The sequence below is a fragment of the Dysgonomonas sp. 520 genome (assembly GCF_010501095.1).
GTDB lineage: Bacteria > Bacteroidota > Bacteroidia > Bacteroidales > Dysgonomonadaceae > QVMP01.
Genome location: NZ_QVMP01000027.1, coordinates 1 through 19,393, shown reverse-complemented (window position 1 = coordinate 19,393; position 19,393 = coordinate 1). Strand labels below are relative to the sequence as shown.

Sequence of the window (19,393 nt, the reverse complement as noted above, 5' to 3'; positions counted from 1 at the left end):
AAATAAGAACTTTAATAAATACAAATAACAAGCATGTTATATTATCTTTTTGATTATCTGGACAGTTTAGATTTTCCCGGTGCGGGGATGTTTCAGTATGTATCATTCCGTTCGGCAATGGCTCTGATTTTTTCTTTGCTGATAGCCACCATTATTGGAGGTAAAATCATCAAGAAACTTCAAATGTTGCAGATCGGTGAAGTTGTTCGGGACTTAGGTCTGGAAGGACAAATGAGCAAAAAAGGAACGCCGACCATGGGGGGAGTCATCATTATAATAGCCATTCTGGTTCCGGTGCTTTTGTTTTGCAAATTAGATAATATATATGTCATTCTGATGCTTATCACAACTATCTGGCTGGGTGCGCTAGGTTTTGTGGATGATTATATCAAGGTGTTCAGAAAAAATAAAGAGGGGTTGAGAGGTAAATCAAAGATTGTGGCTCAGGTGGGTCTTGGTCTTATTGTAGGTCTTACACTTTTCCTTTCGCCAGATGTGATAACAAAAGAAAACAAGGAAGTACTTAATGAATACGGCGTCATAGAGAGCGTGGAATATGAGGCGGAAGGGGTGAAATCGACCCAGACAACCATTCCTTTCATGAAAAATAACAACCTCGATTATGAGTCTTTGGTGTCATTCATGGGCGAACATTCCGAAAAAGCCGCATGGGTATTGTTCGTTTTTGTGGTAATATTCATCGTAACGGCAGTTTCCAACGGAGCGAATCTGACGGATGGACTGGACGGGCTTGCCGCGGGCAGTTCCGCTATAATCGGTGTGACACTCGGTATTTTGGCTTATGTGTCGGGTCACATTGGCTTTGCTTCTTATCTGAATATAATGTTTATACCCGGTAGCCAGGAGTTGGTGATATATGCTGCGGCATTTATCGGGGCAACGGTCGGATTTTTATGGTACAATGCCTATCCCGCACAAGTTTTTATGGGCGATACGGGCAGCCTTACATTGGGAGGTATTATCGGGGTATTTGCAGTTCTGATTCATAAAGAGTTGCTTCTGCCGATACTGTGCGGAGTATTTCTTGTAGAAAGCCTTTCGGTAATGATGCAGGTCTTCTACTTTAAGTTGACGAAGAAAAAATATGGAGAAGGTAAACGTATTTTCAAAATGACACCATTGCACCATCATTTTCAGAAAGTTGGCGACGGAAGCATTCAGGCGAGGATACAAAAACCGTTCAGGGCGATTCCCGAATCGAAGATCGTGGTTCGTTTCTGGTTGATAGGAATCATATTGGCAGTAATAACATTGGCAACATTAAAGATGCGTTGATAAGAAAATGGATAAAAAACGTATAGTCATATTAGGAGGAGGCGAAAGCGGAGTAGGCTCGGCCATTTTGGCTAAGGCTAAGGGGTTTGATGTGTTTCTTTCCGACAACAAGGAGTTGCAGGAAAAATATAAGGATGAACTGATAAGCCACGATATAGCTTTCGAGGAAAACGGTCATACCGAAGAACTTATCCTTTCTGCCGATGAGATTATCAAGAGTCCCGGTATTCCTAACTATGCGCCATTGATAGTAAAAGCAACAGGTAAAGATATACCTGTAATTTCCGAAATCGAATTTGCAGGAAGATATACGGATGCCAAAATGATATGTATCACGGGAAGCAATGGAAAAACTACCACAACAAGCCTGATATATCATATTCTGAAATCGGCCGGCTTAAATGTTGGCTTGGGAGGCAATATCGGGCAGAGTTTTGCCCGTCAGGTGGCGGAGCAGAATTACGACTATTACGTGTTGGAGTTGAGTAGTTTTCAGTTGGAAAATATGTATCGTTTCAAGACGAATATAGCTATCATACTGAATATTACTCCCGATCACATGGATCGCTACGACCACGATATGCAAAAATATATAGATGCCAAAATGCGTATCATTCAAAATCAGGACGGAGAGGATGCCGTTATCTATTGGGCAGACGACCCGGTGGTTACGAAAGAAGTGGATAAAAGAAAAGACGTACTTGATTCCCAGAAATATACATTTGCCGAATCGAAGGAAGACAACGTGTCGGCGTATGGCGAAGACGGTAAAATAATAATCAATACTCAAAATTCAATGTTTACTATGGAACAGGAATTGCTGGCATTGACAGGTACTCACAACCTATTCAACTCGCTTGCTTCGGGGCTATCCGCAAAATTGCTGGATATAGAAGATGACAAGTTGAGGCAATCTTTGAGTGATTTTCAAGGTGTTGAACATCGGTTGGAGAAAGTGGCCAAAGTGAGAGGGGTACAATATATAAACGACTCGAAGGCAACGAACGTAAACTCGTGCTGGTATGCTTTGCAGAGTATGAAGACGAAAGTTGTTCTCATTTTGGGAGGAACGGACAAAGGTAATGATTATACTGAAATAGAAGACCTTGTGAAGCAAAAGGTACATGCCCTCATATTTCTGGGGGTGGATAACTCTAAACTTCATAAGTTTTTCGACGGAAAGGTAGATACGATTGAAGATGCGCACTCAATGCAAGAGGCAGTGAAAAAAGCGTACAAATTGGCACAGGAAGGCGACTCGGTTCTTTTGTCTCCCTGCTGTGCGAGCTTCGACCTTTTCAAGAATTACGAAGACAGGGGCAATCAGTTTAAAGAATATGTAAGAAAACTTTGATGAACAGGTCAAAGGCCTTGTTTCAGTTACGGGTTTATGTAGGGACCGGGTTCTGCCCTGTCCGCAAAACGAAATAAATATAAAAAATGGGCGAGAAATTAAAACAAATGATAGGAGGGGATAAAACCATTTGGTGTATCTTCATTGCGCTGTGTGCCATCTCTCTGATAGAGGTATATAGTGCAACCAGCACATTGGCTTATAAGCAGGATTTCTTTTTGATGCCTATTTTGAGGCATGCCCTGTTCTTGCTGATTGGTATAGGTGGTGCTGTGGTGATACAACGGATACCCGTACGTTTTTTTTCTTCTCTCATTTTGTTTTTACCCATCGCATGGCTGCTTCTGGTGATGACGTGGCTTTTTGGTGAAGATGTGAACGGTGCGCAACGCTTCCTTGGAGTGGGTTCTTTCACCATACAGCCGTCGGAGATAGCAAAGTTGTCGATGATTGGTTTTATGGCATTTTTGTTGAGCCGTCAGAAGAAAGAGAACGAGAAAGTTTTCTTCTGGGTTATGCTTATAGGTACTATCGCAACATGCCTTTTTATCTTCTTCGAGAATCTTTCCACGGCAGTGCTGCTGTTTGTTGTTTGCTATTTGCTGATGTTTATCGGTCAGGTAAACGGAAAAAAACTGGGCATTATCTTCCTGATATGCGGAGGGGCTACACTGTTGCTTATCGGGACATTAAAGCTGATTCCGGAAGAAAGTTTCAAGGATTCTATACTCGATAGGTTTTCTACATGGAAGGCTCGTATAGAACGGTTTAGTGCAACCGATGAGTTGATTTTGGAAATGCAGGCGGGCAATGAGATTAAGATACCCGACGAAAAATATCAGGAATATCATGCGAAGATAGCTGTAGCCAACGGTTATATTCCCAGCTTGCCCGGAACCGGTGTGGAGCAGGATTTTCTTCCGCAGGCGTATTCCGACTTTATTTATGCCATCATTCTGGAAGAAACCGGATTGGTGGGAGGAATAGCTGTTATACTGCTATACATTGCATTGATGATAAGGGCGGGAATGTTGGCGTCGAAAACCGAGCGGCTGTTTCCCCGTTTCCTGATTTTGGGGTGTGCCCTGATGATAGTCGTGCAGGTCTTGTTCAATATGTGTGTGGCCGTGGGAATAGCTCCCATTACGGGGCAACCTTTGCCTTTGATAAGCAGGGGAGGAACCTCGACCATTATCACATGTTTTTATTTTGGAATCATTCTGGCATGTTCGAGGACGAAAGACCCGCAACATGAAGATGCAGATGAAAGTATTGCTAATGTAGCTTACGAATAAATAGATTTCTTGTTATGGATCAGATGAAGATTGTAATAAGTGGAGGAGGCACCGGCGGACATATATTTCCGGCAGTGGCAATTGCAAATGCGATAAAGAAACGTTATCCTGATGCACAAATATTGTTTGTTGGAGCCGAAGGACGTATGGAGATGACCCGTGTTCCGGCTGCCGGATACGAGATTATCGGTTTGCCTGTTGCCGGATTCGACCGGAAAAATCTATTCAAGAACATAGGTGTCCTCTGGAAACTTTGGAAAAGTCTCAGGAAGGCAAGAAAAATAGTAAAGGATTTTAAACCCGATATAGCGATTGGAGTTGGCGGCTATGCTAGTGGGCCATTGTTGAAAGTAGCCAGCAGGCACAATATCCCGACTCTTTTGCAAGAGCAAAATTCTTATGCGGGCGTTACTAATAAATTGTTGGCAAAGACAGCCTCTGCAATTTGTGTTGCGTATGAAGGAATGGAACGTTTCTTTCCTGCCGACAGAATAATCCTGACCGGAAATCCTACCCGTCAATCGCTTATTGATTCCAATCCGACAAGGGAGGACGCAATTGAGTATTTCAATTTAGATCCCAATCTGAAAACGCTTCTGGTTATAGGAGGAAGTTTAGGAGCGAGAACCATTAACACAAGCATTCTGAAAGGGATGACAGACTTTGGCGAAAATATACAAGTAATTTGGCAGGCAGGAGAACTGTATTATTACGATTTGAAGTTTGACGTGGAAGGCAGACAGGATGTGAATAAGAATGTTCATCTGCACGATTTTATATCACGGATGGATTTGGCGTATAAAGTTGCCGATTTGGTGATTTCCCGTGCAGGAGCCAGTTCAATATCAGAATTGAGCTTATTGGCAAAACCGTCTATTTTGGTACCGTCTCCGAATGTGGCGGAAGACCATCAGACGCAAAATGCGATGTCGTTGGTAAACAGGGATGCAGCTATTTTAATTAAAGACAATGATGCGGAGAATACTCTGATTAGCAAGGCTGTTGAGGTTATTTCGGATGATGCCCTGTTGAAATCGTTGTCGGAAAATATATATAAATTGGCACAAAAAGATTCAGCTAACAGAATAGTGGACGAAGTGGTGCGGATAATAAAAGAATCGAAGAAATGAGAAAATCTGTGGATAATATAAACTCTGTGTATTTTTTGGGTATCGGGGGCATCGGGATGAGCAATCTGGCACGTTATTTCTTGTCGAAAGGGAAGAAAGTTGCAGGGTATGATCGCATAGAAACACCTCTGACTATTGCTCTGGAAAAGGAAGGTGCAGAGATACATTATCAAGACAAAGTGGATTTGATTCCCGACTATTGTAAAGATAATACTACCACTTTGGTGGTCTATACTCCTGCGCTTCCTGCAGATAGTGAAGAGTTGGTGTATTTTAACAGTAATGGCTTCACCGTGCAAAAAAGGGCACAGGTGTTGGGTTTGATCACAGCATCGAGCAAGGCTTTGTGTTGTGCAGGAACTCACGGTAAGACAACAACATCGAGCATGTTGGCTCATATCCTGAAGACTTCTCACCTCGATTGCAATACCTTTCTTGGCGGGATATTGAAAAATTACGACAGCAACCTCATGCTTTCTGACAAGAGCGAGTTTACTGTGGTGGAAGCGGATGAATACGACCGTTCTTTCCATTGGCTACACCCTTATATGGCGTTGATAACCTCGGTTGATCCCGATCATTTGGATATTTACGGAACGGAAGAAGAATACCTGAAAAGTTTCGAAATATTTACCGGACTGATTCAATCGGGAGGAGCTTTGGTGATGAGGCATAATATAAGACTATCACCCAAGCTGAAAGAAGGAGTTCGCCTTTATACATATTCTATCGACAGGGGAGATTTTCGTGCCGAAAATGTAAAGGTGGGAGACGGGGAAATCCGTTTCGATTTTGTGACACCGAAAGAAACAATAGAGAATGTGCAACTAGGCGTTCCTGTCCGAATCAATATCGAAAATGCAGTTGGTTCTATGGCTCTTGCATGGTTGAATGGCGTAACGGCAGAAGAACTGCGACGAGGAATAGCAACCTTTCAGGGGGCAAAACGCAGGTTCGACTTTATACTGAAAACTGATGATGTGGTGTTTATTGATGATTATGCGCATCATCCCGATGAATTATCGGCAAGTATAACTTCGGTGAAAGAGCTTTATCCCGACAAGACGGTTATTGGTGTTTTTCAGCCTCACCTGTATAGCCGTACACGTGATTTTGCGGATCAGTTTGCCCGTAGTTTGTCGTTGCTGGACGAACTCATCCTATTGGATATTTATCCTGCCCGTGAAAAACCGATAGAGGGAGTGACCTCAAAAATTATTTTCGATAAAGTAACTTGCAAGAAAACCTTGTGTAGGAAAGACGAGTTGTTGGATGTATTGAAAGATAAGAAAATAGAAGTGCTGTTGACGGTCGGAGCAGGCGATATAGATCAGTTGTTGCCGGGCATAAAAGAATTGTTGGAAGATAAGTTCTAAGTATTTATAATTGTATATGAAGAAAGTTCTGGTCATATTAGGATTGTGTTTGTTGATAGGATATTTTATCTTTGCAGCATTCTTTTTCGGCGATAAGCCTCAGGAAGAGATATGCAATCAGTTCGAAATAGTAACGATAGACGATTCGCTTCGCAACTTTGTAGAACTGGCCGAACTGGAAAAAGAGGTTGACGAAAAGGGTTTAAATCCGTATGGTAAACAATTGAAGGATATAAATTTGTATGCCATAAGCCAGACCATATCGGACAATCCGATGGTGAAATCGGCAAAGGTTTTTATAACCAACAAAGGAGGTATAAGAGCCGAAGTTTTGCCAAGGCAGCCAATTTTGCGTGTGATGCTCGACGATGGCACAAGCTATTATATAGACAGCGATACGCAAAAAATGCCTTTGTCGAAAAAAATAATAATGTATCTGCCCGTTGTGACAGGCATTATATCGGAAGATTATCCGGTGCAGGAACTATGCGATTTTGCACAGTATCTTAAGAATAATGATTTCTGGAATGCTCAGATTGAGCAAATACACATACTGCCCAATAAAGATGTGGAACTGGTTCCCAGAGTGGGAAACCATAAAATATCGTTTGGCAGCCTGGAGCATTTTGAAGACAAGTTGAACAGGTTGTTCACTTTCTATCATAAAGGCTTGCAAGATATAGGATGGAACCGTTATTCGGTGATAAATTTGAAATACGACAAACAAATAGTTTGTACAAAACGTTGAATGTAAGTATTGTACTTTAACTAATAAATTTTAACTTTAAGGTCTACGACCACAAAGTTAGTAACAATCAGACAAGTTACAAGAGCGATAAAGAAAAGAAAATATATATGGAACAATCTGGATTTATTGTAGCTGTTGATTTTGGATCATCCAAGATTGTCGGGCTATTGGGACGGAAAAATGAGCAAGGCGTAATTTCTGTATTGGCATCAGAATCTATAGCCTCAGATTCGTGTATAAAACAAGGCATAGTTTATAACATAGAAGAAGCTGCCGGAAAACTTAAGCGGATTATCAATCTGCTCGAAAATAAAACAGGAAAAAAAATAGGTAAGATATATGTTTCAATAGCAGGGCGTTCGCTACGTGCGGTTGAATATATGCAAACCCGTGCGTTGGATTCGGGTTCTGAAGTTACGTTTCAGGATATAGACCAAATGACACAGCAGGCACGGATGAATAAGCCTGAGTTTTTTGCAAATTATAGCGTTGTTGCTCCTGAAATATTTTTAGATGGTATTCGGGTCAATAGCGAAGAAGAAGCGATCGGAAAAACGGCGTCTCTTATCGAGGGTCGTTACCGTCTCATTGTTGGTCGTCCCGATATCAAAGCTAACCTGATAAAATGTGTGGTCGACAAAAACCAACTGGAAATAGCAGGCTATATTGTTGGTCCGGTTGCAACCGCTGCCATACTATTGGACGATGAAGACAAAAAAGCGGGGTGTGCCCTGATTGACTTTGGTGCGGGTGTGACAACGGTTTCCATCTATAAAGATGGATTATTGCGTTATATGACTGTGGTTCCCTTCGGAGGAAGAACCGTAACACGCGATGTTCAGAGTTTAGGCTTTGTTGATACGGCTGCCGAATCGTATAAAATGAAATACGGGCGAATAGGAAAAGATAAGTCGAAACCGTTGGGGCAATCAACCTCGGAAGTTGACGTAAAGGAACTTAACAAAGTGATTCAACTGCGTGAAGACGAGATAATAGCAAATGTTCAGAACCAACTGCGTGAATCCGGTTATATGGATCAGTTGGAGGCAGGAATTATAATAACAGGAGGAGCCTCGCAGATGAATGGACTTTTAGAATATCTGGAAGACAAATTCAAGATGCCTGTGAAAAGAGCTACGGTGAAGCGTTTGTTTATAAATAATGCCGCCGATTTAGTTCAAAATCCGATATACACACAATGTTTAGGCCTGCTTTTGTTCGGAAACGAAAACTGTGAAAAAGTTGAAGTAATTAATTCGCGGGAGAGGCCTTATGATGCAGGTTATCAGCAACAACCACAACCTGCGCAGCCGGCTCAACCAACTCAACCACAGCCGGAAAATAAACCGGAACCAGCTCCGCAAGCGGAGAAGGTGCAACCTAAGCCGGAACCGGAATCCGAAAAACCTGCAAAAAAGAAAAAGAAAAGCGATTTTTGGGGTAAACTGCAAGGATTTGCCGGAACAATGTTTAAAGATGAAGATTTTAGGGACGATGATGAAGATGAAGAAGAAAAATAATCACTTCATTACTCTGGTCGAATCTTAACTTACTATAAGAAATAAAAAATATTAGAATATGACTGATGAAATACTAGACTTCCAGTTTCCGAAAGGTACACAGACCATCATTAAAGTAATAGGCGTTGGTGGTGGTGGCGGAAATGCAGTCAATCATATGTATAATGAAGGCATATACGATGTGTCCTTTGCTTTGTGCAACACCGACAATCAGGCTTTGATGAAATCTCCTGTTGAAACACGGGTGCAATTGGGGCAGAAAATTACCGAGGGGCTTGGTGCAGGCAACAAACCCGAAGTAGCAAGAGCGGCAGCCGAAGAAAGCAAAGCCGACATTGAAGACTTGCTGAGCGATGGTACAAAAATGGTCTTCATTACTGCCGGAATGGGTGGTGGCACGGGAACGGGAGCTGCTCCGGTGGTTGCCGGAATAGCAAAAGAAATGGGAATTCTTACGGTTGGAATCGTAACCATTCCTTTTGTGTTTGAAGGGCGTAAGAAAATAATACAGGCATTGAAAGGTGTTGAAGAAATCGCTAAAAATGTAGATGCCCTTTTGGTGATCAATAACGAGCGTTTACGTGAAATCTATTCCGACCTGACCATCCCTAATGCCTTTGCCAAGGCTGATGATACGCTGGCTATTGCGGCGAAAGGAATCGCTGAAATCATAACCGTTCACGGGCATATCAATCTCGACTTTGCCGATGTGAAAACGATATTGAAAGATGGCGGCGTTGCCATAATGAGTAGCGGTTACGGAAGCGGAGACAACAGGGTTGAAGATGCAATCCGCAATTCGCTTCATTCGCCATTGCTGAATAATAATGATGTGTTTCAGGCTAAAAAGATACTGTTCAATATTTACTCAAGCAACGATTCTCCTCTTATTGTTGAGGAAATGGAAGCTGTGGATAATTTCATGAAACATTTTGGCCCTGAAATAGAGGTTATCTGGGGTACAGCCACAGAAGAAAACCTAAAAGGTGAAGATGTGAAAATCACGTTGCTTGCCACAGGTTTCGGAATGGCTCACATACCGGGCATAGCCGAGCATCTGTCGGAAATGACCGAAGAAGAGGAACGCATGGAAGAAGAACGCCTCCAAAAAGAAGAAGAAGAAAAAATGCGAATCAATGAGATGATTGAGCAGCATTACGGAAAGGATGGGGTAAAAACCATGGAACTCAGGTCTTTCTTTGTGCCGAAGCCAATTGTATTGTCGACCGAGGAAATGGATGACGACAAAATAGTGGATGCACTTGAAAACACACCGGTTTATAAACGTGACGAGTCTTTCAATCCTGCTGAATATAAGCCGGAGAGTAAAAAATCGTCAAGCAATTTGTTCGAGTAAAATTTTAAACAGACATATAGAATATGAATCTTTTTGAGGAGGTAAGCAAAGATATTGTGGAGGCAATGAAAGCCAAAGATAAAATAAGGCTTGAGGCATTGCGTGGAGTGAAAAAAGAGTTTTTGGAAGCCAAAACAGCTAAAGGTGCTGACGGGGATTTGGACAATGACACAGCAATAAAAATCCTGACAAAGATGGTAAAACAACGCCGTGACAGTGCCGATATATATACATCTCAAGATCGGGCAGACTTGGCCGAGAAAGAATTGAGCGAGGTTGCGGTTTTGGAACAATATTTACCAAAGCAACTTACTGTGGAAGAGTTGGAAGCTAAACTGAAAGAGATAATTGCCGAGGTAGGGGCTTCGTCTCCCGCCGATATGGGGAAAGTTATGGGTGTTGCCACCAAATCCCTTGCGGGTCTGGCTCCGGGAAAAGCAATTTCGGAAACGGTAAAGAAACTATTAGGATAAATAGACATTATAATCAAGTAAAAGGAGGTGTCCCAAAAGTAAGATTACACTATCAAAGTGTTACTCATTTTTTTGTCATTCTGAGTGTAACGAAGAATCTTTTTTCTTAAAAAACAGATCCTTCACTCTGTTCAGGATGACAAAGAGATACAAAACTTTACTTTTGGGACTTCTCCTTTTTTTTATTTGCCAATGGCGGGAGCGAAGCATCTGGCTTATTTCAAATATCTTTCAGCAGGAACGGCAACCTTGCCTCTCTCATGAACACCGGGTTTGTAGCTTGAAGGCAGATTCGGGTCGCCTTCCGTATACTCAGGAAATTCAGGATATGGGAAGACAGGGCGTTGCATTCTGATTCCCTTTTCGGGATTCCATTCGTTGTAACTGGTGACGATAAATTTTTCGGGAACTTTGCCTTTTTCTACCCAACTGATCAGGGCGGTTATCATATCGTGATCATCGTCGAGAGGTACATTTAATGCAGCTTTCTGTCCACATTCATTCAAGCCGGGACCGCCTCCACAGTGTGCCATGCCGGGGATAATGAAGTAACGGAAAAAACGTTGAGTTTCTTCCAATTCTCCTGTATTCTGAATCACTCTTTCATAGTAATTCAGAGCATCCTGAAAAGGTACTATCGCATCATTTGTACCTGTATACATCAATAATTTGCCGCCTCTTTTCTTGAAAGCAGACAGGTCGGGATTGTTCGCATTGAGGTGGTCGGACAACATATCATCCATTTTGTCCATATCCTTATCGAAATCGAATTGACGATAATCGAAATTTTCACCCCATAACCAATGAAATTGGTATAAGAGACTGTAGACGCCTTCTTTTTTCTGTTGAATGTCGATACCCAGACCACCCTTTTCACTTCCCAGAGGATAAGGCGTATAAATCTGTTCTTTTGTTGTGGGATTTACCGAACCAGTGTAGATTTTTTTTAATGTTTCAATCTGCTTGGAGGTTAATTTTCCTGTCAAAGAATCAAAATCAAAGCTGGCTATCCGAGGATCGGTCAGAAAGTTGTCTTGTGACGAACCCCCATCTTTGCCGACATTCTCGTTCAATATGGCATCAGTAACCATTTGAAGCTCGTCGTCCGTAAATTGGCAGCCTTCTTCTTCGTTGGTCACTTTATGTACCCACAAAAAACTTGTGTGCAAATGAGTGCGGTTGTTTGCAGGTGCTCCGGCTATGATGCCGTCGTAATCTTCGGGAAAACGTTGTGCTTCCATCAATGCTTGCTGCCCTCCTGTGGAGCATCCCACAAAATAAGAGTGGCGAGGAGCTTGTTTGTAATAATTTTCTATGATTGCTTTACTGACGACTGTCATTTCGTGCGTTGCCCTATATCCAAAATCTTTCCATATTTCGGGCATATTCACAAACCTGTGTACATTAGGTGAAGTGCCCAGATCGGTATTGGCAACCGCAAATCCCCGTTGCAGGCACGAGGCTAACTGATAATAAATAATATTGCCGCCTCCACCGCCGTTTCCTGTACCCATAAAACGACCATTCCAGTTTTCGATGGGCAGCCAGACTTCTGTGTTAATATTGGAATCGGGCGACGGTTTAGAAACAATTTTAACCCTGACAAACGGAGGCAGATTTGTGTATACTGCTGACGAATTGGGTTGATGAAAAGTTCCGTCGGATATGATTTCCAAACCGGTGATTATTGCTCCCTTAAGTTGTATTTGCTCAAATTGTTTCCGCAGATCAGCTACGTCTTGAGCGTATATGTTAGTAACAAACAGTAGAATTAAGGCAAGATAATATTTGTGTTGTTTCATTGTTTACTCTTTAAGAAAACACCTCGGATTTTTTTGTCTTCATTCAGTTCGATAGACACCATTGTGGTATCGGATGTATCCTGTATTTTTTTGTTATTATATTTTGTCTCAATAACTAAACGGGTATCAAGGAAATAAGTGTTGGTTGTGTCCTTAATTATAGTTTCGTTGAGTAAGGGTATATATTGCATTTCTTCAAATTTCTTACTTCTCTTTTCATTTTCCATCATCTGTATAATGCTTCCGGCATTGGCTTTGGAGTGTCCGAGAAAAGGAACTATTTCAGGAGTTGATAGAAAAGCAATATCATAGGCTTTCAGGTTGGATACAGCTCCAAAAAAATTAGTGATTATCGTTTTTATGCTGTCGGCTTCTAGTCCTTCTATATTGGTTATGGAGCTGAGATAGCTATATTTTTCGTTCGCTTCCTCCAGATGCAGGCCACTGATATAGCCAAGGTTAAAGTTGTCCAGATAAGTTTTGTATGCGTCGGCTGTACTTAGTTTTCTGGTATCAGCCCAACTGATAGAGTCCATTATGTCTTTGGCGTCGCTCGTATAAGGCGAATCGGGATATTGATTCAGAAAATTGTAAAGAATCCCCATATTCCCGCTGTGTCTGGCTTCCATCCAATTGGCATGCTCCTTTTCACGAAACTCTTTGATTCTGTTTTCGGCTTCCTTCACATACATACCCTCAGGGAAACGTACAAGATATTTGGAGTATTCGAGCGGAGTGTTGACCTTTGCGCACTCGTTCCAACAGGCAGTTTCCGTTTCTTTCTGTGTATTCTGATAATGCCTCACCCAAAAGGTCGACCCCAATCCTAGCACTAAGACTACCCCGCATAGAACAAAATAAAATATCATGGTTTTCGATATTTTTTTCTGTTTTTCGGGCAAAATTTCACCATTTTCCGGAATTAATTCGTCATTTTCTCCGGAAATAACTTCATTTTCATCATTTGTAGTACTTTCTTCCGAATTTTCGGGAGACGATTCTTCTACATAAAATTGAAGTTCTCTGTTCTGTTCAATTTCCCTGCAATCACAGCAAAAATCATGATTGTCCGATTCCGGTATTTCATTTCCGCAAAGAGGACATATTTTTCGACCCTGCTCCATAATAGCTATTTATATCATATCTGTTGTCAAAATACAGCAGATACTTGTTTCTCATACGTTTATATTCTTCCAAATCTGTTGCCCACGAAGCTCTGATTGTTTTCTCGTTTTTTCCTTGTAGTATCTGGAGCCTTAGCTTATCAGTTCCGGCAAGTTTATCCATAAATTGCGGCGAACTGAAAAATTTACCTCCTGAATCGGATTTTTTATAAAAATCAATGATATACTTTAGCGTTAAGCTACCGTCGGTAGATTCTTTTCGCAGGTCGATGCCATAACATAATTTACCTTTCTGCAACGGGTTGCTTCCTCCTGCTGTTGAGGCTTTTGGTGTGAACTTGAATTTGCCGAATTTAGGATTCGGATAACCTGCCACTTCGAACGGGAAATTCGTCCCTCTGCCTACGCTAACCTGAGTGGCCTCGAAAAAACAGAGCGAAGGGTATAACCTTATAGCCTGATCGTTAGGCAGATTTGGCGATGGAGCAATGGGGAGAGAGTATGCCTGCCCATGTTTCCAACCCGTTACTTTCACAATCTCTAAGTCACAATTTATTTTTCCGGTCAGCCAGCCTTCCCCGTTTATCATTGTTGCCAATTCGCCAACGGTCAGTCCATGCAAAACCGGGATAGGATGCTTCCCTACAAAAGATGAAAATCTGGTGTTCAATACCGGCCCGTCGATATGATCGTTCGGATTTGGGCGATCCAGAATAATACATTTTTTGCCATTTTCGGCACAAGCCTCCATTACGTAGTGCATAGTACTGATATATGTATAGAAGCGGGCTCCGACATCCTGAATGTCAAAGATAACTATGTCAACATCGTTCAACTGGTCTTTGGTAGGCTTATAGTTTTTCCCGTATAACGAAACAACGCTTAATCCTGTCTTGGGGTCTTTTCCGTCAACAATTTTCTCACCGGCAGCAGCCGTACCCCTGAATCCATGTTCCGGGGCGAATATTTTGGAAATTGAGATACCTTTTTCGAGCAGCGCATCCGAAAGATGTGTCCCGTTTGTCAGGCAGGAAGTCTGATTTACGACTAATGCCACCCGTTTGTTTTTTATCAGAGGCATGAAGCTGTCTATCCGATCGGCGCCGAGTTGTATCCCTGTTTGCGAATTTGTGGAACCGAAAGAAAACAATAGTGCGACCAGTGTGAATAATATGTATCTAGCCATATAAGATAAATTTAGAATAAACTTTTATTTTTGTATTTCGTTACAATTTGGAATAAATATCGTACTAAAAATATAACACTCATAATATGGAAGTTGTTACATTGATAGAAAAATACTATCAGAAAGACTCAAAGTTATACAATATTTTAATCAATCACAGTTCGGATGTTACACAAAAAGCGTTGGCAATCGCAAAAAATCATCCCGAATTAAATATTGATACTCAATTTGTAAGTGAAGCGGGCATGCTTCACGATGTCGGTATATTTCTCACCCACGCACCCTACATCGAATGTTTTGGCGACAAGCCATATATGTGTCATGGTATTTTGGGTGCAGAACTGATGCGAAACGAAGGCTATCCCCGTCATGCGTTGGTTTGCGAAAGGCATACCGGGGCAGGCTTAACCGAAGATGAGATAGTAGAGCAAGACCTGCCGTTGCCGCATCAGGACTTTATGCCTGTGAGTATAGAAGAGCAGGTTATCTGTTTTGCCGATTGTTTTTTCTCTAAAACTCATTTGGGAGAAGAGAAATCGGTGGAGAAAGTGCGAAGTAAACTGGCTAAATTCGGAGATAGATCGGCAAAGCTGTTTGACGAATGGTGCAAAATGTTCCTGTAATATGTTGCAATGAAGAAAAAAAGACCGGAAAGGTACATTTATTTCAAATTTTTCTTACATTTGTACCTTAAATAGATGATTTTTAGTACAGTTCTGTCACTTTATAAGTGACGGAACTGTGTTTTTTTTGAAGGCTTCCTGTTTTCTCTTTCTTCTGATTTCGGAAGGAGATTTTCCCAGATTTTTGTGGCAAAATTCATTGAAATGAGACAAGGTCATGAACTTATGGCTTGTGCTTATTTCCTTGAGGCTTTTGTTGGTTTCACAAATGTCTTGATACACTTGTTTTGCCCTGTGATTCCTTACCCAACTGTATGCAGATATATTGAATACACGCCTGAAGCGCTTGTTGAATCCCGAATAGCTATAATTCATTTTTTCTGCCAATTGGCGCACCGAACGAATTTCGGTAAGGTAGGTGTGTACCTGTTCCGAGAAGAGTAAATCGTCCCATGCCAGCATCTTGAAAAAGCCTTGTAAATACTTCTCAGGATAGAAGCTTTTGAGAATATACCAGAACTCTTTCAGCTTCAAATCCAGTAAGTTGTGATTGTCAATGCCTCTGTTTGCATATTCTTCAAGAGTTTGGATATATGTCACAATTACAGATTTAATGGATAGGAGAGTAATCTTTTCCTCGTGTTCTTGCGAGTGGTCGAAAGACGAGAGAATACCGCAGAATTCCGAATGGTTGGAAAACCGTATTAAGACAATTTTTGACGCCTTTGTTGCTTTGACCGACACTTTGTCTTGAAATGGAAAGAAGATCATGTTGTAAGCCGTCACTTTTGTTTCATTGCCTGTTGAAGAAGAAGTGTATATTTCTCCATCCATAACAATAATTATCTTATTATCTCCGGTTTTTGGATTCCACATCTGCCCATTTTCCAGATGTATGAATTCTATCAATTTGTCCTTTTCACGTTTCATTCAGTTTGTTGTTTAAATGTTTATATATCAGTTTGTTTAACTAAAAACTAACTAAAATTTTTGGCAAGTGAGTTTCAAATTACATCTTTAATATTGTCTAAATGTCAGGTTATCACCGTTTTATGTAAGTGTATTTTGTCATATCACAGAACATTAGTTTGTAATTGTATAACTAGTGTTTTACTAATAGCCTTTTGTGTAAAATATATATTCTCTTATTTCTCTAAAAATCAGCTTGATACATCTCTATTTGCTAATCCTCCGTCACTTATAAAGTGACGGAGATATAATGTGCATACAATCAATCAAATAGTTAAATAATTATCAAGAAGATGAAAAATCAAATCGGAGACGAAGAATTAACACAACAAACAACATTAAAAATTATGAAAAAAAGTTTATTATTCTTATCGGTGTTTTTCACCTGTTCCATAGCCTTCGGACAGGTGGGAGTGAATACGGAAAATCCTCAGGGAGTATTTCATATCGACGCAGCACGGAACACAAACGGCAACACAAACATTTCGGACGATGTAGTGGTAGATACTCAAGGCAGGGTTGGGGTAGGGACAAATGTTCCCCAAACTAAAGTGGATATAAGAAGTGCTACTCAGGGGGGCGGCTTCCGTCTGCAGGATGGAAGTCAAGGCGATGGAAAAGTACTGTTAAGCGATGCTAGCGGAAATGCGTCATGGGGAAACTTGATTCCGGGAACAAGTGCAGGTACAAAACCTTCTACAAATATGACTCTGTCGCGATCTTTTGAGTATTTGGGCATGTATGTAACTGTACCTCCCGGCAAATCACAGGTGTATGTTGGTGGCATGGTAAGAGCTGCTAATGCACCTGGATATATAACAACAAGATTGTCAGTCTCTAATACAAGTCTTTCTACTATAAATATTTCACAAATTCCGGGACTTGCCGGATTTACAGTACATACGGGTACGTCTGTCGGACAAGTTTCTTTTTTTATAAACAACACAGATTCTGTACAAAAAACACTTTATCTATGGGGAGCTATTGCAGGAGATACATCAACCGCAACTTGGATACTTTCCGGTGTAGCCGAACCTTTCATATTTGTGGCATATTGATGCAGATTACTTTGTGCTGCATTTTAAAGGGACTTATTATCAAATAGTAAGTCCCTTTAAGTGTTTAGAATAAATTTAATAAATGCACTACGGGTTGTAATGAATTCTTTTTTATAAATTTGCGGTTCTTATAAATAATATGACCATAAGATGAAAATTGAGACTAAACTTCAAGAAAATGTTATTGAAGCCATAAAAGAAATTTATGGACAAGATATAGATGCAAAACAAGCAGAACTGCAAAAAACGAGAAAAGAATTTGAAGGGCATTTTACCCTTGTGGTTTTTCCTTTTTTGAAAATATCGAAAAAAAATCCCGAACAAACTGCTCAGGAAATAGGAGAGTGGTTGAAGAAGAACTCAGATGAAGTAACGGAATACAATGTAATAAAGGGTTTCTTAAACCTTGTTGTTAAAACTTCGGTTTGGTTAGATCTGCTGACACAAATAAATTCTGAAGAACAATACGGAATAATTCCCGTTGCAAAGGATGCCCCTCTGGTGATGATAGAATATTCGTCACCCAATACCAATAAGCCTCTTCACTTGGGACATGTTCGTAACAACCTGTTGGGTTATTCTCTGTCGGAAGTGATGAAAGCGAACGGTTACAATGTAGTGAAAACTAATATTGTAAACGATAGAGGTATTCATATATGTAAGTCGATGCTGGCATGGCAAAAATGGGGCAACGGCGTCACTCCCGAATCGACAGGTCAGAAAGGCGATCATCTTGTAGGCGATTTCTACGTGATGTTCGACAAGCACTACAAAGCCGAATTGTCTGAGCTGAAAGCCTCCGGTTTGAGTGATAAAGAGGCAGAAGCAAAATCCTTGTTGATGGAAGAAGCCCGTGATATGCTTCGCAAATGGGAGGCGGGAGATATGGAAACCGTTGCCCTTTGGGAAATGATGAACAGTTGGGTATATGCCGGTTTTGACGAAACATATAAGCGGCTTGGGGTCGACTTCGATAAAATATATTACGAATCGCAAACATATCTGGATGGAAAAGAAACTGTTTTGGACGGTTTGAAAAAGGGTATATTCTATAAAAAGGAGGATGGCTCGGTTTGGGCAAATCTGGAAGGCGAAGGTTTAGACCATAAATTATTGCTTCGTGGAGATGGAACCTCCGTGTATATGACTCAGGATATAGGTACAGCAAAATTGCGTTTCGATGATTATCCAATCAATAAGATGATATATGTTGTAGGCAATGAGCAAAACTATCACTTTCAGGTATTGTCTATCCTGCTGGATAAATTAGGATTTGAATTTGGTAAAGGCTTGGTTCATTTCTCGTATGGGATGGTTGAATTACCCGAGGGTAAGATGAAATCGCGAGAAGGTACGGTTGTTGACGCCGACGACTTGGTTGATGAGATGGTATCTACGGCAAAGGAAACATCGAAAGAATTAGGTAAGCTGGATGGCTATACGGATGAAGAAGCCAATAATGTTGCCCGAATTGTAGGAATGGGGGCGTTGAAATATTTTATATTGAAGGTTGACCCTAAAAAGAATATGACTTTCAATCCGAAAGAATCAATTGATTTTAATGGAAACACAGGCCCTTTCATACAATATACATATGCCCGTATCCAATCCGTATTGAAAAAAGCCACGGAGCAAGGTCTGGATTTCACAGGAATATCAGACAAAGCGTTGGCTCTTTCTGAAAAAGAACAAGGACTGATTCAACTAACAGGCGACTTTGCCAACATAGTGAAGCAAGCCGGAGATGAATATAATCCAGCGTTGATAGCAAATTATATTTACGAATTGGTGAAAGAATACAATCAGTTTTACCACGATTTCTCTATTTTGAAAGAAGAAAACGAGCAATTGAAAGAATTTAGATTAGTCTTGTCTACCAATGTTGCAAAGATAATTAGACAAGGAATGTCTTTGTTGGGCATTGAAGTGCCGGATAGGATGTAATTTTTTTTTCTTTTCACAATCTTTTGATTTGTAGACGATTGTATGTTTTACAACACAAAACTTTTAAAAAAGTTCAAAAAAAGGTTGTAAATAATTTGGATTGTGTTGTAAAGTGTTTTACTTTTGCACCCGCTTCCT

At 40.9% G+C, this 19,393-nt stretch carries 16 protein-coding genes; 12 read left to right on the top strand and 4 right to left on the bottom strand.

The annotated features are described in order from the left end of the window. Nucleotides 1-33 precede the first annotated feature (33 nt). The 9 genes from mraY to D0T56_RS14455 all read left to right on the top strand — a co-directional run bounded on the left by mraY (nt 34) and on the right by D0T56_RS14455 (nt 10,549). The gene (gene mraY / locus D0T56_RS14495; RefSeq protein ID WP_163320882.1) at nt 34-1,296 is read left to right on the top strand and encodes a phospho-N-acetylmuramoyl-pentapeptide-transferase; all 1,263 of its coding nucleotides are present in this window, start codon (nt 34-36) and stop codon (nt 1,294-1,296) included. Nucleotides 1,297-1,303: 7 nt separating this feature from the next. Then, nucleotides 1,304-2,650 (top strand): UDP-N-acetylmuramoyl-L-alanine--D-glutamate ligase, encoded by a 1,347-nt coding sequence (murD, locus tag D0T56_RS14490; protein ID WP_163320881.1) that lies wholly within the window; start codon nt 1,304-1,306, stop codon nt 2,648-2,650. An 86-nt stretch (nt 2,651-2,736) separates the two neighbouring features. After that, nucleotides 2,737-3,945 carry an FtsW/RodA/SpoVE family cell cycle protein gene (locus tag D0T56_RS14485; protein WP_163320880.1) on the top strand — a complete coding sequence of 403 codons (1,209 nt, stop codon included), beginning with the start codon at nt 2,737-2,739 and terminating at the stop codon, nt 3,943-3,945. A 14-nt stretch (nt 3,946-3,959) separates the two neighbouring features. Further along, nucleotides 3,960-5,075 carry an undecaprenyldiphospho-muramoylpentapeptide beta-N-acetylglucosaminyltransferase gene (gene murG / locus D0T56_RS14480; protein ID WP_163320879.1) on the top strand — a complete coding sequence of 372 codons (1,116 nt, stop codon included), beginning with the start codon at nt 3,960-3,962 and terminating at the stop codon, nt 5,073-5,075. Further along, nucleotides 5,072-6,451: a UDP-N-acetylmuramate--L-alanine ligase gene (gene murC, locus D0T56_RS14475; protein WP_185153890.1), complete on the top strand. Its 1,380-nt coding sequence runs from the start codon at nt 5,072-5,074 to the stop codon at nt 6,449-6,451. Before murG ends, murC begins: the two co-directional genes overlap by 4 nt. 16 nt (nt 6,452-6,467) lie before the next feature. Further along, nucleotides 6,468-7,199 (top strand): cell division protein FtsQ/DivIB, encoded by a 732-nt coding sequence (locus D0T56_RS14470; protein WP_163320878.1) that lies wholly within the window; start codon nt 6,468-6,470, stop codon nt 7,197-7,199. A gap of 107 nt (nt 7,200-7,306) precedes the next feature. Then, a complete protein-coding gene (gene ftsA / locus D0T56_RS14465) occupies nt 7,307-8,719 on the top strand; it encodes a cell division protein FtsA (RefSeq protein WP_163320877.1) in 1,413 nt (470 codons plus the stop codon). Nucleotides 8,720-8,777: 58 nt separating this feature from the next. Beyond that, nucleotides 8,778-10,076, top strand: coding sequence for a cell division protein FtsZ (gene ftsZ, locus D0T56_RS14460; protein WP_163320876.1), 1,299 nt, complete (start codon nt 8,778-8,780; stop codon nt 10,074-10,076). 23 nt (nt 10,077-10,099) lie between these two features. Further along, nucleotides 10,100-10,549 (top strand): GatB/YqeY domain-containing protein, encoded by a 450-nt coding sequence (locus D0T56_RS14455; RefSeq protein WP_163320875.1) that lies wholly within the window; start codon nt 10,100-10,102, stop codon nt 10,547-10,549. Nucleotides 10,550-10,764: 215 nt separating this feature from the next. Here D0T56_RS14455 and D0T56_RS14450 read toward each other — a convergent pair whose 3' ends face one another. Genes D0T56_RS14450 through D0T56_RS14440 form a run of 3 tightly spaced genes read right to left on the bottom strand, consistent with a single transcriptional unit; the run spans nt 10,765 to nt 14,661 of the window. Next, nucleotides 10,765-12,351 (bottom strand): tannase/feruloyl esterase family alpha/beta hydrolase, encoded by a 1,587-nt coding sequence (locus tag D0T56_RS14450; RefSeq protein ID WP_163320874.1) that lies wholly within the window; start codon nt 12,349-12,351, stop codon nt 10,765-10,767. Beyond that, the gene (locus D0T56_RS14445; protein WP_163320873.1) at nt 12,348-13,475 is read right to left on the bottom strand and encodes a hypothetical protein; all 1,128 of its coding nucleotides are present in this window, start codon (nt 13,473-13,475) and stop codon (nt 12,348-12,350) included. The genes D0T56_RS14450 and D0T56_RS14445 overlap by 4 nt, the downstream gene beginning before the upstream one ends. Beyond that, nucleotides 13,435-14,661: a DUF1343 domain-containing protein gene (locus D0T56_RS14440; protein WP_163320872.1), complete on the bottom strand. Its 1,227-nt coding sequence runs from the start codon at nt 14,659-14,661 to the stop codon at nt 13,435-13,437. The genes D0T56_RS14445 and D0T56_RS14440 overlap by 41 nt, the downstream gene beginning before the upstream one ends. Before the next feature lie 86 nt (nt 14,662-14,747). Between D0T56_RS14440 and D0T56_RS14435 the strand changes: the two genes are divergently transcribed. Then, nucleotides 14,748-15,284, top strand: coding sequence for an HDIG domain-containing metalloprotein (locus D0T56_RS14435; protein WP_163320871.1), 537 nt, complete (start codon nt 14,748-14,750; stop codon nt 15,282-15,284). A 96-nt stretch (nt 15,285-15,380) separates the two neighbouring features. On the opposite strand, the gene D0T56_RS14430 is transcribed toward D0T56_RS14435, so the two are convergent. Next, a complete protein-coding gene (locus D0T56_RS14430; RefSeq protein WP_163320870.1) occupies nt 15,381-16,214 on the bottom strand; it encodes an AraC family transcriptional regulator in 834 nt (277 codons plus the stop codon). Nucleotides 16,215-16,600: 386 nt separating this feature from the next. On the opposite strand from D0T56_RS14430, the gene D0T56_RS14425 reads away from it, so the two are divergent. Both D0T56_RS14425 and argS read left to right on the top strand, forming a co-directional pair. After that, entirely contained in the window at nt 16,601-17,311 is a 711-nt protein-coding gene (locus tag D0T56_RS14425; RefSeq protein WP_163320869.1) for a hypothetical protein, read from the top strand. Nucleotides 17,312-17,461: 150 nt separating this feature from the next. Then, a complete protein-coding gene (gene argS, locus D0T56_RS14420) occupies nt 17,462-19,255 on the top strand; it encodes an arginine--tRNA ligase (RefSeq protein WP_163320868.1) in 1,794 nt (597 codons plus the stop codon). Nucleotides 19,256-19,393 lie beyond the last annotated feature (138 nt).